This is a genomic window from Rhodococcus sp. H36-A4 (assembly GCF_027158005.1).
Lineage (GTDB): Bacteria > Actinomycetota > Actinomycetes > Mycobacteriales > Mycobacteriaceae > Rhodococcoides.
Map to the genome: position 1 here is coordinate 420,044 of NZ_JAPVLQ010000002.1, position 16,660 is coordinate 436,703.

The 16,660-nt window shown below is 61.9% G+C and carries 18 protein-coding genes; 6 read left to right on the forward strand and 12 right to left on the reverse strand.

The features are described 5' to 3' along the window. Nucleotides 1-270: 270 nt before the first annotated feature. Both O1W68_RS06835 and O1W68_RS21580 read right to left on the reverse strand, forming a co-directional pair. Nucleotides 271-1,170 carry a PrsW family glutamic-type intramembrane protease gene (locus O1W68_RS06835; RefSeq protein WP_269302121.1) on the reverse strand — a complete coding sequence of 300 codons (900 nt, stop codon included), beginning with the start codon at nt 1,168-1,170 and terminating at the stop codon, nt 271-273. 586 nt (nt 1,171-1,756) lie between these two features. After that, nucleotides 1,757-2,050 (reverse strand): hypothetical protein, encoded by a 294-nt coding sequence (locus tag O1W68_RS21580; protein ID WP_269302122.1) that lies wholly within the window; start codon nt 2,048-2,050, stop codon nt 1,757-1,759. 367 nt (nt 2,051-2,417) lie between these two features. Between O1W68_RS21580 and O1W68_RS06845 the strand changes: the two genes are divergently transcribed. Further along, nucleotides 2,418-2,846 carry a hypothetical protein gene (locus O1W68_RS06845; protein WP_269302123.1) on the forward strand — a complete coding sequence of 143 codons (429 nt, stop codon included), beginning with the start codon at nt 2,418-2,420 and terminating at the stop codon, nt 2,844-2,846. Between the two features lie 172 nt (nt 2,847-3,018). On the opposite strand, the gene zapE is transcribed toward O1W68_RS06845, so the two are convergent. Next, entirely contained in the window at nt 3,019-3,900 is an 882-nt protein-coding gene (gene zapE / locus O1W68_RS06850) for a cell division protein ZapE (RefSeq protein WP_269302124.1), read from the reverse strand. A 33-nt stretch (nt 3,901-3,933) separates the two neighbouring features. Between zapE and O1W68_RS06855 the strand changes: the two genes are divergently transcribed. Then, complete coding sequence (locus O1W68_RS06855; protein WP_269302125.1) at nt 3,934-4,443, forward strand: TetR/AcrR family transcriptional regulator; 510 nt, start codon at nt 3,934-3,936, stop codon at nt 4,441-4,443. 12 nt (nt 4,444-4,455) lie between these two features. Here the strand turns inward: O1W68_RS06855 and O1W68_RS06860 are convergent, their stop codons facing one another. The 3 genes from O1W68_RS06860 to O1W68_RS06870 form a co-directional block, all read right to left on the reverse strand. After that, complete coding sequence (locus tag O1W68_RS06860; RefSeq protein ID WP_269302126.1) at nt 4,456-5,268, reverse strand: maleylpyruvate isomerase family mycothiol-dependent enzyme; 813 nt, start codon at nt 5,266-5,268, stop codon at nt 4,456-4,458. Nucleotides 5,269-5,346: 78 nt separating this feature from the next. Further along, nucleotides 5,347-6,246, reverse strand: a complete 900-nt coding sequence (locus O1W68_RS06865) for an oxidoreductase (protein WP_269302127.1) — start codon at nt 6,244-6,246, stop codon at nt 5,347-5,349. Between the two features lie 86 nt (nt 6,247-6,332). Then, nucleotides 6,333-6,689, reverse strand: a complete 357-nt coding sequence (locus O1W68_RS06870; protein WP_088942628.1) for a hypothetical protein — start codon at nt 6,687-6,689, stop codon at nt 6,333-6,335. A gap of 103 nt (nt 6,690-6,792) precedes the next feature. On the opposite strand from O1W68_RS06870, the gene O1W68_RS06875 reads away from it, so the two are divergent. Beyond that, nucleotides 6,793-8,475 carry a dihydroxyacetone kinase family protein gene (locus O1W68_RS06875; RefSeq protein WP_269302128.1) on the forward strand — a complete coding sequence of 561 codons (1,683 nt, stop codon included), beginning with the start codon at nt 6,793-6,795 and terminating at the stop codon, nt 8,473-8,475. On the opposite strand, the gene O1W68_RS06880 is transcribed toward O1W68_RS06875, so the two are convergent. From O1W68_RS06880 to O1W68_RS06905, 6 genes are read right to left on the reverse strand one after another with little or no spacing between them, the layout of a single operon-like run. Beyond that, entirely contained in the window at nt 8,458-8,949 is a 492-nt protein-coding gene (locus tag O1W68_RS06880) for a GAF domain-containing protein (protein ID WP_269302129.1), read from the reverse strand. The genes O1W68_RS06875 and O1W68_RS06880 overlap by 18 nt on opposite strands. Before the next feature lie 10 nt (nt 8,950-8,959). Further along, entirely contained in the window at nt 8,960-9,184 is a 225-nt protein-coding gene (locus O1W68_RS06885; protein WP_269302131.1) for a DUF1049 domain-containing protein, read from the reverse strand. Nucleotides 9,185-9,244: 60 nt separating this feature from the next. Then, nucleotides 9,245-9,901, reverse strand: a complete 657-nt coding sequence (locus O1W68_RS06890) for a DUF998 domain-containing protein (RefSeq protein ID WP_269302133.1) — start codon at nt 9,899-9,901, stop codon at nt 9,245-9,247. A 10-nt stretch (nt 9,902-9,911) separates the two neighbouring features. Next, nucleotides 9,912-10,346 (reverse strand): very short patch repair endonuclease, encoded by a 435-nt coding sequence (locus O1W68_RS06895; protein WP_269302136.1) that lies wholly within the window; start codon nt 10,344-10,346, stop codon nt 9,912-9,914. A gap of 5 nt (nt 10,347-10,351) precedes the next feature. Further along, nucleotides 10,352-11,191, reverse strand: a complete 840-nt coding sequence (locus O1W68_RS06900; protein ID WP_269302138.1) for a hypothetical protein — start codon at nt 11,189-11,191, stop codon at nt 10,352-10,354. After that, nucleotides 11,188-12,336 carry a DNA cytosine methyltransferase gene (locus O1W68_RS06905; protein ID WP_269302860.1) on the reverse strand — a complete coding sequence of 383 codons (1,149 nt, stop codon included), beginning with the start codon at nt 12,334-12,336 and terminating at the stop codon, nt 11,188-11,190. The genes O1W68_RS06900 and O1W68_RS06905 overlap by 4 nt, the downstream gene beginning before the upstream one ends. A 213-nt stretch (nt 12,337-12,549) precedes the next feature. Here O1W68_RS06905 and O1W68_RS06910 point away from each other — a divergent pair, with 213 nt between their 5' ends. Genes O1W68_RS06910 through O1W68_RS06920 form a run of 3 tightly spaced genes read left to right on the forward strand, consistent with a single transcriptional unit; the run spans nt 12,550 to nt 16,651 of the window. Then, on the forward strand, nt 12,550-14,355 hold the full coding sequence (locus tag O1W68_RS06910; protein ID WP_269302140.1) for an ABC transporter ATP-binding protein: 1,806 nt from the start codon (nt 12,550-12,552) through the stop codon (nt 14,353-14,355). Further along, nucleotides 14,348-16,174, forward strand: a complete 1,827-nt coding sequence (locus O1W68_RS06915) for an ABC transporter ATP-binding protein (RefSeq protein ID WP_269302142.1) — start codon at nt 14,348-14,350, stop codon at nt 16,172-16,174. Before O1W68_RS06910 ends, O1W68_RS06915 begins: the two co-directional genes overlap by 8 nt. Nucleotides 16,175-16,219: 45 nt before the next feature. Continuing rightward, nucleotides 16,220-16,651 (forward strand): MepB family protein, encoded by a 432-nt coding sequence (locus O1W68_RS06920; protein ID WP_269302144.1) that lies wholly within the window; start codon nt 16,220-16,222, stop codon nt 16,649-16,651. Nucleotides 16,652-16,660: the final 9 nt, after the last annotated feature.

Genomic DNA, 16,660 nt, shown 5'->3' on the forward strand with positions numbered 1-16,660 from the left:
GTTCATGCGTTTGCATTGACTTCTACGGTAACCAGATACCCGTGAGGACTATTCCGTTCGCCAGGGAAAAGAAATTTTCAACCCTGACCCATCCGCCTTCCCACCTGCGGCGAATGAAAAATGAGACACCCGCTGCTGCTGTCGCCCCCGACCGCCGTCGGTAGTGGGTGTCTCACTTACTTTGTTCAGTTGACCTCACTCGACTGGCCAACTGCCGTCGCAGAGAGTGGGCCGGCCCGGTCGTGCAAGGGCCAATCTGTCGCCCAGAGTTTACTTCTGGTCTGTCCGCTGGTTGCGGGGAACGCCCCACTGCTTGATTTGAGGTCGCCAGTGCGCTGAGTTCGCGGCCAGCGCAGTCGGTGGTGTGAGCTCGCGCGCGAAGTGTCGCAGCACCAAGAACAGCCCCACCGCATAAAGCGCCGAGAGCGCATTGCCCAAGAGGAGCGTCTGGATCACCTCGCCCATTGGGCCATAGTCGACCGGGGCATCCGATCCCCCGGCACCGACTCCATCTTGCAAAGAGTGCAGCGCCGCGGCCAATGCCCAGCCGCCCAGTCCAGCGATGGTGAACAGGTGAGTGGATCGATAGGCCGCCAGCCAAATTATCGCGGCCGCTATTGCCGTGAACAGGGGATGCGCGATCTCGGTAAGGGGGCGGATCCCCGACATCACTAGATGGACATGCTCGCCCGAAGGCAAGATGTAGAAAACTCCCTCGATGATCCCGAGCGTGGCGCCGCTGATCAACACCATGAGCATTCCCGCGCGGGGGTCACGGAAACGGTCCCCGGCAATCTTCCACAGCAATAAAGGAACCAGTAGTTTGGCTGACTCCTCCACCAGTCCGGTAAGCCACATCTGGTCCGACAAGGGCATTTTTGCAAGCGGCTCGAGCCAACTCTGTACAACCGCAGAGATGCCGAATCCGACTAGACCTGAGATGACACCGGCTATGGCGATCGACCGAAGGTTGGGTAGCTCTGAGAAACGCAAGTGACGTTCGAATATCAGGAGGAAGCCGTACATGCTGATGATCAGTCCGAGAGCGACGAGCACCAGCCACCATTTGTTCTCCGAGCTTTGAATGGTACCGATGATCCCGCCGCAGACCGTGATCAGCCAACCCAGAATGAACAGCCGGAACCAGGTTTGGGAGAGGAATCCGAACAAGTGCCGAGTTGGTAACGGTGGTGGGACCGCGTGAGGATCCGGGTGGGTTGCTCCAGTCCAAGCCCGGCCATCCCATTCGCCGGCGACCCCGGAGCGTGTCGTTGGATACCAGGGGGGCGTGACTGCTTCGACCCTTACCGGCGAAGTGCCATGGCTATTTATCTCGTTCAACGAACTCTCCCGTCGGCGCGGCGAGTTACCTGTCATCTCGCCTCGAGAATAAGGATACGGATGGAGGTACCCATGGCCGGGGACTGCAGCAAGATGGATCCTCGAACGTGGTCAGGGCCGAAGAGGTGCATGACATGGCGGGCAAGTGCGGCAACGGGCGTCCGGTATCCGCGCAAAGAAAAAACTGGAAGTACCCGCTGACGGTTTAGCGAAAGCATGTCGTGGGTACTGATGTAATTCTTAATTGTAAAAGTCCTATCGAATCTGTCGCTCGAGACAGTCGAATACGGGGACCGGATGGTATCTGCGCGGGGTACGAACGACTTTTGCTTCAAGACTTCTGAGTAAAAAATGAATACTTCGTCTCTTTTTTTCCCGCGGAGTGGGATATCTTTTCAGAAAGGTCCCTCGATACCTAAGTGAAGGCAGTGGTCATGAAAAAAATATTTGTGCTGGGGTTGGCGTTTACGGCAGCGACGTTAATCGCTTCGTGTTCGAACGATGCGAGTAGTCCGAGCACCTCGACGTCGAGCGTGACATCTACCTCCGCGACATCCTCGACCCCCACCCCCTCGAAGTCGGCGGCTCCGGCGTCTCCGGCGGCCCCGGCGGCTCCGGCGGCCCCGGCCGCTCCGGCGGTTCCGGCGGCCCCTGCGGCCCCGGTAGTTCCGGCGCCAGGAGTGCAGGGTGCCGACGGATCGACAGGCAATCAACTTTCCGCGGGTTACTGCGCACAGAACGAAGACCCGGGCTGCCCAGCAGGAAGCTACGTCGGCCCGAATGCAATTCCCAATCCCGACGGAACCGATTCCTATGTTCCTTGTGAGGGCACAATCTGTACCAACCCGGACCAGGGGGCAAATACCGATCCCAATGGGCCTCCCGCGCCAGGATTGCCCGGGAGCGACACCGACAACTGCGACGGCACTATCTGCACCAATCCCAACAACGGGGGCAATTGAGCTTGCCTCCACCGTGGCGTGGCCACCGTCTTCGGGACGGCGGTCACGCCACACTGCTTTGTTGATTTCAGTAGGGACGCCGAGTCCCGATAACCACCAGAGAACGGAGTTTTGATGAATGTTGAACGTCGTACCGCCGCATCGAACCCGGATACTGTCCGATACTCGTTCATCTGCTGGGTTGTAGTCACAGTGGTTGGGATCATCGGTGGCATCGCTGTCCTGATCGGACCGGGCGCTGCCGCACTGAGCGGTATCAGCGAAGCTGACGGAATGTCTACTGGTGCTCTGGCTGGCGGTGGCATCATCGCCATTGTTCTCGCCTTGATCCAGCTTTGGCTGGCATTCAGAATGCGCGCCGGGCGCAACTGGGCGCGTATCGTCTTGACGATCGTGGGCGTCGCTTACTTACTGAGCGTGTTCTCCGGCGGCGGAGTTGCAGGCATCTTCAACTGGATTTACCTGGTGGTCTTCGTTGCCGCTGTTGTGTTGATGTTCGTTCCGGCCAGCGGCGCATTCTTCAGATCTCGCACTCGGACGTAACTCCGAGACGTTAAAGAGACCGGCCCGATACCGTCCTGGAGAGAGTGCAGCGCCACAGTCGGTATCTGCCACCGTGTTCTCCGAAACTGTGTCGTCAGATTACCCATCCACCCTTCGACCGGCGGCGAATGAACAATGAGACACCCGCTGCTGCTGTCGCCCCCGACCGCCGTCAGCAGTGGGTGTCTCTCTTACTTTCAGTGGTCAGCTCGCTCAGTCTGCTCGAAATCCTCGCCAGGTCGAGGCCGCTACATCCAACTGTGAAGCTACCCAGCGGGACCGTGGCGTGAAACTGCGTCGGGACATCGGCGTCGTACAGCACGTCGATCAGATTGCAGAAGCGCTGGACTGCATTGTCGTCTGCATCCCTCAGTGCAGGAATGCCGCGGACTGTCAGGGAGCCGAGTCCTTCGATCATCGCCAGATAGTCACCCGTCGACCTGGGTTCGACACAGAGTTCGGCGAACGACCACCCGGAAGACGAATCCACCATCGACCATGTGCCCGTCGAGAATCTGGTCGAGGAGATTCCTTCGGCTCGATAATCTAGTGGTCCATCGACTGCGATTACCTGCATCCGAGATTCCAGCAGCGCGATCGTGGGCGCAAACGCCTCGTGGAACAGTGGATTGGGCAACAGGCCTGCGGGTGGGTAGTTCGACGTCGCCACCAGCGTGACCCCGCGGGCGAACAGTTCGTCGAGCATGCGAGCGAGGAGCCTCGCGTCGCCGATATCGTGCACATGCAATTCGTCGAAGCACAACACGGCTATGTCTCCGAGCAGTTCGTCCAGGGCGTGCTTCAGCGAGAATCCATGCCGAAAATACGACGCGTGGAGGTCACGAAAGAAGCTGTGGAAGTGCACTCGCTTCGTGGTGACACCGGTAATGGATTCGGCATAGTGGTCGAGGAGCCAGGTCTTGCCACGCCCGGCGGGCCCCCAGAGGTAGACACCTCGGATATCTGCACTGGCGAGAACGTCGGCAGCCGCAGCTTGGGCCTCGTCGAGTGTGAACGACGAGTCGAAGCCGGAACGGGGAACTCCAGGTCTCATGAACCTAGACTCTACACATGTAGAGTCTAGGTGATGGACCGTCGAACTGTGATTGCTGACGCTGCGATCTCGCTGATCGCACACTCCGGCGTGCGTTCGCTGACGCACCGAGCGATCGACTCGACACTCGAATTGTCTCCCGGCTCTACCTCGTATTACTTCCGCACCAAGAAGGACCTGATCGATGCGGTGGTCGAACGAATCACGGAGTTCTCACGTGCAGCGTTCGGTCAAGCGACCTCCGGCGATCCCGTGGAGATGACGGTCGCCTACCTGGCAGATCTCCTGACCGAACGTGCGGATCAACTGAGAGCACGGCACGCGCTGACCATCGATCCGACTGTCGAACCCGCTGCGCGCGAGCGCCTGGCGCGGTGTCTGTTCTCAGCCGAGGGTGCCACTGAGCTGCTCGGCGACGCAGGGCAAGGCGAGGGGTTTCTCGCCCTGTGCGAAGGGCTCATCGCGGTTGCGTTGATGCGTGGGTACCGAGCTGAGTCACTACGGACCCCGGTAGCCAGATATCTCGATGGCCCCGGGGCGTAGCGCGGGCAGAAACTATTTGGTGAACGCCAACGATTGGACGATCTGCAGGCCGAGCGACTCATCGCCGAGGTATTCGATCCGGTCGACCGCAGCGGAAGCGTCGATTCGGCCCCCACACAGGCGGGTAAAGTCTCCGGATGGAAGCACGATCGTGACCGTCGCGGGGCCGGCCAGTTCTTCGACGACCTGTGCTCGCCCCGTGACGTCGACGTGTGCGCGGCGAGGCCGGCTACCGGTCAGGTCGAACGTGACCGACGAGCCGTCGGGTGCTTTGCCGAGTTTGCCGACGATGTATCCGAGTCCTTGGACGATCTCGTCGACCGAGTAGTCGGCGGAGACGCTGTCCGTACCACCGGGCGTACCGATGGCGTCGCGGATGTCCTGCTCGTGCATCCAGCAGTCGAACACCCGGATACGCATGAATCGGCCGTACGTCGCTTTTCCGGCAGGGGTCCACGACGGCGCGCCGAAGTCTTCGTCCGACATCGCTTCGAGAGTCCGAGCGCGATCGCCCGTGACCGTCCGGAACCGTTCGATCAACTCGGCAGGGCTCGAGTGGCTGAACGACTGAATCCATTTCTCGTTGAGCACGCCTATGTCGTTGTGTACGTGCCCGAGTGCGCTGACGTCGATGTCGGATTCAGGAGGCGTGTGCCCGGCGAGCGAGAGTTCGGTGCCGATGATGTGCGCGATCACATTGTGGACGCTCCAGCCCGGGCAGGGCGTGGAAGCGGCCCACTGGTCTTCGTCCAGTTCGCGCACCAGCGCGTCGATGGATGCCCACTCCTCGATCAGTGCCTTTACGATGCTGTCCTTGTCGATCACTGCGTGCTCCCGTTCGTTCGAGATTGTCCGGTCGGCCGGCTGTCGCGGTAGAAGTAATTGCTGCACAGGAGCGTTCGGCTACTTCCCGAAGTCGTACGTGATTCCGGTGAGTCTTTCGCTTGCGTGCCAAAGCTTTTCGGCAAGTTCCGCGTCCTGAGCTCTGGACGATATTTTGGCAGGGCCGGGGACGCCCCTGGATTCGAACAACGAGCTCGGGCCGCTGTACGAACCCGGCCCGCCGCTCTCGAGGGCGTACAGCGTAGGAAGAGCACCTGCGCGCGCGGACTGGGATATGAACTTGAGCCCGATCGAAGCGGCGAGGGCGGCGATCTTCGAACTCCCCAAACCGTCCGGGCTGGTGTACAGCGCAGTCTCGGAAATACCCGGGTGCGCTGCATTGCTGGTGATCGAGATTCCCGCCCTGTCCAGCCTGCGTTGTAGTTCGAGAGCGAACAGTAGATTCGCGAGTTTCGAATTGGCATACATCCGCTGCGGTTGATAACCGTTGGTGGCTTGCAGGTCGTCGAAGTCCAACTTCGGTCCCTGCTTGTGTGCAACCGAGGAGACGGTGACGACCGTTGCGTGATCTGCTGCACGCAGATTCGGCAGCAGGTGGCCGGTCAATGCGAAGTGTCCCAGGTGGTTGGTTCCGAATTGGAGCTCGAAACCATCCTTGGTTTCCGCTCTCCTCGCAGGCATCATCACGCCCGCATTGTTGATCAGAACGTCGAGAGTCTTCGGGGCGGACTCGGCGAACTCGCGGACCGAACCGAGGTCGGCGAGGTCGAGGTGTGCGGTGTCGACAGTACCTTCGGGTGCTTCTGCGGCGATTTTCTCCGCCGCCCTGTTCGCCTTGTCCAAGTTTCGGCAGGCCAACGTGACGTGGTCACCCTGCTTGACCAGTTCGAGTGCGGTGAAGTAACCGATACCGGTGTTTCCGCCGGTGAGAATGACATTTCGCTGCTTGTTGTCTGGCACGGGCAAAGGTTACCTTCGGCGAATCGGATCTGCCTATGACCGAAATAGGCGCAGGGTCGAGGAAGCGCCGGTCGATTTACCGCCCGCTAGTTCCAGAGCACGGCGACAATCACATTCACGATCGCCAGTCCCCCGGCAGCATGGACCAAGTTCACCACTGGCTCGGAGCGCTTCTGGCGGGCGCGGGCTATCTCGGCACAGGCGACGACGGCCAAGCCGACGAGCAACTTCACGCCGATCTTCCCCATGTTGTAGTCCTTGCCCAGAGAATCCACGCTCTCGCCCAATCCGACGAGGACGATGCCGGCCAAGAATGCGATCCGCGCGCCCCACACCATCACCTCGGTGATCCGCGGTGCCTTGATCACGGTGAGATACCCGCCCACGATGGCGGCCATTGCGACAAGGTGTACCAGCACCACGACGTTGTATACGAATTCCATGTCGTCACCCTATCGGTGACGACCAGCAATAATGAGCAGTCGATGCGATGTCGCATCACGCCCGGTCAGGGCGGCAGCCGTTCTCTCTGTCTAGTGTGGAGAGATGTTCGTCAACTCAGCCGACACGTTTGTTGCCGACGCCCTCCGCGGCCTGGTGGCTTCCACCGGCGACATTGCCTGGCAACCCGATCCAGGATTTCTTTCCCGGCGCGACCGAATCCCGCAGGGACGGGTCGCGTTGCTGTCCGGCGGCGGATCAGGCCACGAACCGATGCACGCAGGCTTCATCGGCGAAGGGATGCTCACCGCAGTCTGCCCTGGGCTGGTGTTCACCTCACCGAACGCACTGCAGGTGCATGAAGCGTCCAAGGCGATCAGTGCAGGCGGCGGTGTGTTGCACATCGTGAAGAACTACACCGGTGATGTGATGAACTTCCACATCGCTCGGGAGTTGTTGCGCGAGGACGGTATCGAGACGGATTTCGTCCTGGTCGACGACGACGTCGCGACCGAACGTTCCGATGGGGACGGTCCAGGTCGGCGCGGGACTGCAGCGACGGTCGTCGTCGAAAAGATATGTGGTGCAGCGGCTCAGCGGGGGGACTCGCTCGATGCGGTTGCAGCGCTCGGTCGACGGGTCGCATCGAACTCGCGCAGCATGGCGGTGGCCCTGGGTCCGTGCACTCTCCCCGGTTCGGCTTCACCGTCGTTCGACCTGCCCGAAGACGAGATCGAATTGGGCATCGGTATCCATGGTGAGCGCGGAACGTCCCGTGTTCCGACGATGTCGGCGCGAGACATCGTCGCCGAGTTGGCGGGCGCCGTGGTGGCCTCGCTCGCGCTCGAACGCGGCGACACCGTGCTCGCATTCGTCAACGGTTTGGGTGGCACCCATCCACTGGAACTGCATCTACTGTTCGGCGAGCTGGCAGAGTACCTGTCGGACAAGGGAATAGCTATTGCCCGCACCCTCGTCGGGAGCTTCGTAACGGCACTGGACATGGCAGGCGCTTCGATCACGCTGGTCCGTGTGGACGAGGAGGTCCTTCGACTGTGGGACGCGCCGACATCTGCGCCCGGGTGGCCCAACACGCCGCAATCTGAGTACCGCGGTGTCGGCGAGCGAGGCAGCTTCGGCCCGAGCTTCACCCCTAGCGTAACGAGCAGTGACACAAGCGTATTCGTCGGCAAGTGGATATCGAGTTGGGTGCGGCGCGTACTCGACGAAGAGCCGGCATTGACAGATTTGGACCGGAAAGCCGGGGATGGGGACTTCGGAACCAACATGGTGGCCGCGCTCCATCGACTCGATCTCGACAGCATCCGCGAAGAACTCCCGGCTGCAACGGTATTCGAGGCAGTGTCCGAGGCGTACCTGGGTCACGCGGGTGGAACTTCCGGCGCACTGTTCGGGTTATGGTTTCGGCAGTTCTACCGTGAACTCGGTGAGACCGTGGACCTCGACACCATCGTGCGCGCTGCACGGAACGGCCTGGACAGCATCACCGAACTCGGCGGCGCACAGGTCGGCGACAAGACCATGGTCGACGCCCTTGCTCCTGCCGTGGCGGCGTTGGAAGAGGCGACGTCACTGGTGGCCGGACTCCATGCGGCCGCCGCGGCTGCCAAGGAAGGTGCCGCATCCACCAGCGAATTGACGGCGAACCGCGGCCGCGCGTCGTATGTCGGCGACGCGGCCCGCGGCGTCACCGACCCGGGCGCGCTGGTGATGGCGTGGTACTTCGAGGCCGCGTCGGATGCTGCCGAGTCAGTGCTCGCCCAATGAGGAGAGAAACACTCGCGCCAGTGCTTCGAGACCGGTTTGATCGTCGGCATCGAACCGATTCGTTCTCGGGCTGTCGAGGTCGAAGACTCCGATCAACTTGCCATCGCGGCTGAGCGGAACCACCAACTCCGATCGCGTGGCAGCATCACAAGCGATATGTCCGGGGAAGGCATGGACGTCGTCGACACGCTGTGTCGTAAGGGTTGTCGCTGCGGCCCCGCACACTCCTTTGTCGAGTGCGATGCGCACGCACGCAGGCTGCCCCTGAAACGGTCCGACGACCAGCTCGACGCCGTCGTACAGGTAGAAACCGGCCCAGTTGACCTCGGGGAGCGCGTGATAGACCAGAGCCGAAATGTTGGCGGCATTGGCGATGCGATCCGACTCCCCGGACACCAGCGCTCGAGCCTGCTGTACCAATTGGGCGTACTGCTCGGTCTTGGTACCGGCAAGTGAGGTGGAGGTGAACGACATGGGCCCGAGTCTATTTCTTCGGAACCTTGCCCCTGGCACTGAGGCGACCTGCCGCGAATCCGACAGCGAACAGCACCAGCAGTATCAGCCATAGAGGTGAGGTGACGTTCAGCCAGAACAGCTCGATGGTGGTTCTGTACCGGTTCTGGGCGATGAATACCGCCGCGAGAATCACCAGGACGATGGATATCCAATGATTTCGGACGATGCCCAGTGCTCGATCTTTTCCCGACATACACCGAAAAGCTACCTTCTCAGAGCGACTCTCGGTGGCGAACCGCACACAGCTCTCACTTCACCGAACCCAGTCGCGGCCTATGCTCGCGCCGAGGACGACGAGGTACAGCGACATTCCCCCGACTTGAATCCGCTGCGCGATACCGAGTCCATACTCTCCGGGCAGGTTGTCGGCGATCAGCAACCACGCCGTCGCCACCGAGGTGACGATCAGAACTGCTGTCCCGATAGTACGTAAGAGCGGCATCGACCGGTACCGAAACGACGCTATCGTGAACGCGAGCATGGCGGTGAAAACGGCAAACACTGCGATCGTGCTGGTGAGCGCATGAATGTGGTGCAACTGCGGAAAGAGACCGCTCGGCTCGACAGGGCAGCTGGGGTCGTTCTCGGCCACACACTCGATCGGCAATTGGGAATCTGCGATCGTGGCAATCCCGAAAATGCCGAGAGCGATCCAGCCGAGTGTCGTGAGGCGATGTCGTCGAATCCACCACAACCCCAGGACCGCGGCAAGAACAAGAAGCAGCCCGGTGATCAGATCGGCCGTGCCGAAGAATTCCTTGTAAGGCTGATCGGCGGCATCGAGCTCACTGAGAAACGAGTGCGCCGGATCCAATCCTGTGTCGAGAAAGAACTCCGCCACCCATGCCGAGTACAACAGCCCGGCGACTATCGAAATCACCATCAGCGTGGTGGCTTTCCGTTGCGTCACTCCCGCCACCCTAGTTCTCCGGCCGCGCCGAGCCATCTTCGTCGAGTGCACGAGTGACCTTGTCGGCTGCGTCTCGGGCCGCCTCGTGCTCCCAGACGCGCACGACGGTCCACCCCGCAGCATCCAATCGGGCATCGGTATCACGGTCGCGGACCACGTTGGCGGCAAGTTTGTCGGTCCACCACTGTGCGTTGTTGCGGGGCGAGGTGGCGTGAACAGAGCAGCTGTGCCAGAAACAACCGTCGACGTACACGGCCACTTTGCGTCGCGGGAACACGACGTCGGCGCGTCGACGTAAACCTTTCAGCGGAGCCCGATCGACGAAGTACCGCAGGCCACGGCGATGGAGTTCACGACGCAGCGCCAGTTCGGGACCCGTGTCGCGCCGACGCTGCTTGCTCAGACGCGCGCTGGTTGCGGCATCGGTGCGCGGGCGATCGGCCACGTGAACTAGCTGTCTTCGCTGTCTTCGGGTTCGGACCAGGTGGGCGCGAATCGGTTTCTGCGCTCGACCTCGCCGTGCACAAGTGCGACGAACTCTTCGAACGACAATGTCTGGGCGTCGGAAGGACGTCCATTCCGCGGTGGGGACTCGTCGACGTCGAAGAACCGGACCTCACCGCGATCAGGGCCGTCCGGCTCGTAGAGGCCGATGAATACCTTCTCGAACAGGTCGTAACGCGTGTCCTCGGCGCCCAGATCGACCCACATTTTCCCGGTCCCGCCGACGACCGGACGTTTTCCGCGACCGGAGCGTTTGGACAGCGTCGTCACATGATGCGCGAACGAGGACTTGCCGATGTCGCTCGCCTTCGCCGGATCTCCGTCATCACACGTCGACAGGGGCTCGAACATGACCGCGATCAGGACGCTGTACGGCTGGCGCTGATGCAACACCATCGCCTCACCGCGCAGTTCGTGGTCGTTTCGGACGATGTTCTTGGTCCAACGCCCCAACTTGCCGGTCCTCGGGCTGTAGTCCTGAAAGCTGTAGGTCTTGATCGACACACACAGAATCAGGCCCAGCGTCGGGTCGAGCGCCTTGACGTCGAGTCTTTTACGGCCTTTTGCGACGTCGACCTGCGCTTCCTGGCCCATCCCCATCGCGTCGGGAGTGATTCCCGGATAGTGGGGCCGCAACGCGTCGGCCACCGTCTGCGCGAGATGGTTCGACAAGCGTTGGGCGTAGTTCTTTTTGTCGCTGCGGTCTGCGCTCGGAGATGGCTTGGCCCCGGCCAACGTCAATGGCCGCGCCAGCGCGGGAGGGTCTGGAAACAAGTGATCGCTCATGCGGCGCGAGGTGTGGGGTGCCCGCCCATGCGGTCGAGGTGGCTCTCCACGTCGTCGAGGAAACCCGGAACGAATCGAAGGTTGCCCATTTTCGCGCGCTTGAGGAAGCCCGCGGTGGCCCTGGCGGACAGCAGCCGAGAGTCGTCGAGGAAGTCGCTGAGATTCTCGTACGGCTCGTGCACCGGCCAGGTGGTTCGGTGGACTCGGAACGAAGAGCCGTTGCGTCCCCAGGCGGCCGTCGGCCAAGCCTGCCCAGGTAGAAGCGGGGTGTCCTCGGAATCGTCGTGCGGCTCCGGCCGATCCAGCTGCGAGGCGACCCACGACGCCATCCGCACACTGACCGCGTTGCCGACGAGCTTCCACCGATGGCCGGCCCGTACCCCAGGCAGCGACAGCGCGGGCGCCGTCCAATCGGGGTCGAAGCCCTGCAGGCGCTCGGCGCCGATGATGCCCGGCGTCACGATCTCCCCAGACGGCAACCGGATGGCAGGTGGACTGGCGATGCCGATCGAAGATCCGCCCTTGAGCGTCGGGACGGCATTGATCGCCCAACCGAGCCCACGGGTGCCCTCGGTCCAGTAGAAACCACACGGCTGCTCACTCGGGTCGCCCTCGGGCACGGGACCGGCGTCCTGACCGAACAGCACCTCTCGCGGATCCTCGGTGCGCGAGGCCAGCATCAAAACACGCTGGCGCCGCTGCGGAAGCCCGAACGACCGAGCGTCGACGACGCGGTAGGCCCACATGTAGCCGAGATCGGACAACGCATCGGTGATGTGACGCATTGCCGCACCCCGGCTCAGTTGCAGCATGAAGGGGACATTTTCGATCAGGAGCCAACGCGGACCGTTGCGTCGTTTGACGAGCCGAAATACTTCGTCGACGAGCCCGGAACGAGACCCGGTGATACCCGCAGTCCGGCCGGCCTGAGACAGGTCCTGGCAAGGGAATCCCGCCGCGACCAACTCGGTGCCCGAAGGTAACGATCGCAACTTCGTCACGTCACCGTGCACTGGAGTATCGGGGAATCGAGCCCCGAGAACGGCCTGTGCCCCCGGGTCGATCTCGCACAGTAGTTCGGTCGACCACCCTTGCTCCGAAAGCCCCAACTCGAGCCCGCCGATCCCGGCGAACAGCCCGACCATCGATCGTGAACTCACGGGCACCCTTCTGTGGCTACTGGAACTGATCGAGAACAAAATTCATACAGAAGGTTACTCGAGACCTCCGACAGGTTAGGCCAGGCGCACGGTAAGGCGTACGAGGTCCCCGGCCGCGGAATGTGGCGGCCCGAAAATCGGTTGGTCGAAGGACTGTGGAGTGAAACCATTCCTCCAACAGTCCGAAGGAGTTTCGCAGTGTCCACGAGTGTGCTCGAGCCCGAGGTAGGGACGGTCCAGTCGTCGTCCTCGATTCCTGACGAACGCAGTTCGTTGGCCCGCTTTCTGCCGTTCATCGCACCGTATCGGTGGTACTTTTTCGTCTCGATTGCGGTGTCGTTGGTGGCGACTCTCACTGGATTGGCGATTCCACTGGTGATCCAGGGCATTATCGACGGCCCCATCACCGAGGGCAACGTGGCGGGCGTGTGGCGGCCTGCGGCATTGATCCTGCTGCTGGGCACCATCGATGCCGTGGGGATCTGGATTCGGCGCTATCTGGTGTCGGGGCCGTCGAGTCAGTTCGAAATTTCTGCACGGGCAACCGTCTTCGAGAAGTTGCAGCGGCTGTCGGTGTCCGCGCACGAAGGCTGGGAGTCCGGCCAGTTGCTCTCTCGCGCGATAGCGGACCTGTCGGCACTGAGACGGTTCGTCGCCTTCATCGGCCCCTTTTTGATCATCAACACGGTGACGCTGGTCGTCGGGCTGGGCGTTCTGTTCGTGCAGTCCTGGCAGCTCGGTCTCATCATGGCCGTGACAGCTGTTCCCCTGGTGATCATCTGCGCGCGGTTCGAGTCGCTCTATCGCGTTCTCGCGCGCGATGCGCAGGATCAGGCAGGCGACGTCACGACAACCGTCGAGGAATCCATTCAGGGCATCCGGGTGCTCAAGGCGTTCGGCCGGAGCGCGCATCTGGGTCGTCGGTTCCTTTCCGAAGCGGCGACGCTGCGGGGCACCGAACTGCGGAAAGTTCGATATCTCGCGATCTTGTGGTCGCTGATCGTCGGCATCCCTCCGCTCGGAATCGGGTTGATGCTCGCGTTCGGTACCTACTCGATCGTGGCGGGCACGATGACAGCAGGAATGTTGGTCGCTTCGATGGCCATCGTGTCTTTTCTGCTGTGGCCGATCGAATCCTTCGGATTCCTGCTCGCCGAGCTGAACAATGCACGCACGGCCGCAGATCGCTACTGGGAAATCATGGACACACCCGAGACGATCGGCGAACCTGTTGCGCCGGTGCCGCTTCCGAAGGACCTGCACGGGGCGTTGGCGTTCCATGGCGTCGGTTTCACGTTTCCCGACGCGTCGGCACCGCTGCTGACCGATGTCGATTTCCGGATCGAACCGGGTGAGACGGTCGCGCTCGTCGGGGTGACTGGTAGTGGGAAGACTGCGCTGACCAATCTGGTGCCGCGACTGTACGACGTGACCGCGGGTGCGATCACCATCGACGGTATCGACATCAGGACGTTGGCACTCGAGGACCTGCGGTCGGTGGTGTCGGTGGCGTTCGAGGATCCGGTCCTGTTCTCGGCGAGCGTGCGCGAGAACATTGCGCTCGGCCGGCCGGGCGCATCGGATGTCGACGTCGAGGAAGCGTTGCAGATCGCTCATGCCGTCGAGTTCGTGGATCAGCTGCCCTGGGGGCTGGACACTCGAATCGGGGAACAGGGAATGAGCCTGTCCGGTGGGCAGCGTCAGCGATTGGCCCTGGCGCGTGCGGTGCTCGGCAAACCGCGAATTCTGGTCCTCGACGACCCACTTTCGGCCCTGGACGTCAACACCGAGGCTTTGGTCCAACACGATCTACGGCGCGTCCTGACTCATTCCACGACGCTGCTGGTCGCGCATCGGCCGTCGACTGCGGCGCTCGCGGATCGAGTGCTGTATCTGGAGAACGGAAGAATTGTGGAACAGGGAACGCACGAGCGCCTTCTGGCGTCGTCGCCGAAGTACCGCCACGTGATGGGTTCGATCGAAGCGGGATCTGTCGATGGCTGAGCAGCAGCAAGTCGGTGATTGGCGCGGCGTCGGCAACGAGGATTCCGATGTCGATTCGACGGGAAACCTGGTTCTGGCGGCGAGGTCTCGTCGACTGTTGGCGTCGTTGGTTCGCCCGTACAAGAAGCAGGCGCTGCTGGCGCTGGCGGTCATCATCGTGGACAACCTGGCGTTCGTCGCCGGTCCTCTGTTCATCGCGTACGCGCTCGACAACGGTATCTCCGCTGCACAGGACGGTCGCTGGATGCCGCTGGTGTGGACGGTGCTGGGGTACATCGGATTCGGTGTTCTCGGTGCGATCACCACATATACGTTCCTGATCGTGTCCGGGCGGCTCAGTCAGGCGATTCTGTTCGATCTTCGTAAACGAGTGTTCGGGCACGCGCAGCAGCTGAGCTTGTCGTTCCACGAGAAGTACACCTCTGGCCGGCTCATATCGCGATTGACCAGCGATGTGGAATCGCTGCAGACGTTGCTCGAAAGTGCCTTGAACGACGCCTTGTCCGCAGTTCTGTCGATCGTCACCATCGCGGTCATTCTGGTGTATCTCGATGTGCCGCTTGCACTTGTGGTCCTGGCAGGCTTCGTTCCGCTGGTTCTGGTGACGCGGTGGTCGCAGCGCAGGCAGCGCACCGGATATCGACGCACACGGGTAGCGATCGCGAAGGTCGTCGTTCATTTCGTCGAGTCGATGGGTGGCATTCGCGCGGTGCAGGTCTTCCGCCGGGAGCAGCGCAACGATGCGATCCTCGAGGTCGAGGACAGTGAATACCGAGACGCGACGACGGCCGCGTTGCGCGGAATGGCGAGCTACACCGGCATCGTTCGGTGGATCGGCAATCTCTCGCTCGTGATCATCGTGGTGTTCGGCAGTTACCGAGTGATCAATGGACACATGGATATCGGCGTGCTCGCCGCCTACGTGCTGTATCTGCGCCGCTTCTACGGACCGTTGGACGAATTGGCGCAGGTGTTCAACTCGTATCAGTCCGCTGCGGCCGCACTCGAGAAGATCTCCGGAGTGCTCGAGGAGGAGCCGTCGGTGCCGACGCCGAAAGATCCGGTGTTGCTCCGCTCTGCCCAGGGAGACATCGACTTCGACCATGTTCGGTTCGCGTACAACACGGACCGCGTGGTGCTGCCGGAATTCTCGTTGCACGTACCGGCTGGCCAGGTCGTGGCGATGGTCGGCGCAACCGGTGCAGGAAAGTCGACTCTCGCAAAGCTTCTCGCACGCTTCTACGATCCGACGGAGGGTACGGTCAGCCTCGACGGAGTGGACCTACGCAGACTCGACGACGAGAACATGCGCGAGCACATCGTCATGGTGACCCAGGAGTCGTTCCTCTTCTCCGGCTCGGTCGCCGACAACATCAGACTCGGCAGGCCCAGCGCCACCGACGAGGATGTGCGAGCAGCTGCGGATGCCGTCGGGCTCACGGAGTTCATCGCCACACTTCCCGACGGAATCGACACCGACGTCCGCAAACGAGGGGGCAGGCTCAGTTCGGGGCAGCGGCAACTCGTCGCGTTCGCCCGAGTGTTCCTCGCCGAGCCAGCGGTGATCGTCCTCGACGAGGCGACCTCGAGCCTCGACATCCCGAGCGAGCGGTTGGTCCAGCGCGCCCTCGAAACAATTCTGCGGGGGCGGACCGCGTTGATCATCGCGCACCGCTTGTCGACAGTTGCGATCGCCGATCGCGTCCTGGTGATGGAGAACGGCAACATCGTCGAGGATGGGACTCCGGATCGACTCATTGCCCGGCAAGGCAGGTTCGCCGAACTGCACGATGCGTGGGAAACCAGCCTCGTCCAGTGAGTGCGCGTCCTCGGGCAGTGGTGATGGGTGAGATAGCTTGGCTTCGTGCAATTCAGTGCGTTCGAGGCCTATGCAGCCGAGGTGGGGCTGACTGCAGCGGTTACACCCGAGGTGCACAGCAGTGACTACGAGTCGGGCATTGCCCAGATCTGCGACGAGGCGTGGCATATCCGGACTGCGCGAAACACTCCGACCAAGCCTGGCGCTTTCGTCAGCTTCTGGCAGCGAGACACGGACGGAACGACGATGCCGTTCGGTGATGACGATCTCGCCGCGGGCCTGCTTGTCTTCGTGGAACAGCGGGGCCGACGCGGCGTGTTTCGGTTCACCTGCGCGCATCTTGCCGAACTCGCCATCACCTCAGGGAAATGGCCGGGCAAGCGTGGGTTCCGGGTGTATCCGAGTTGGTGTGCAGGGCTGAATTCTCAGGCCACCGCCACGCAACGCGCGCAGGCGTCCGCGTTCGAGGAGTATTGAGCTCCGGCT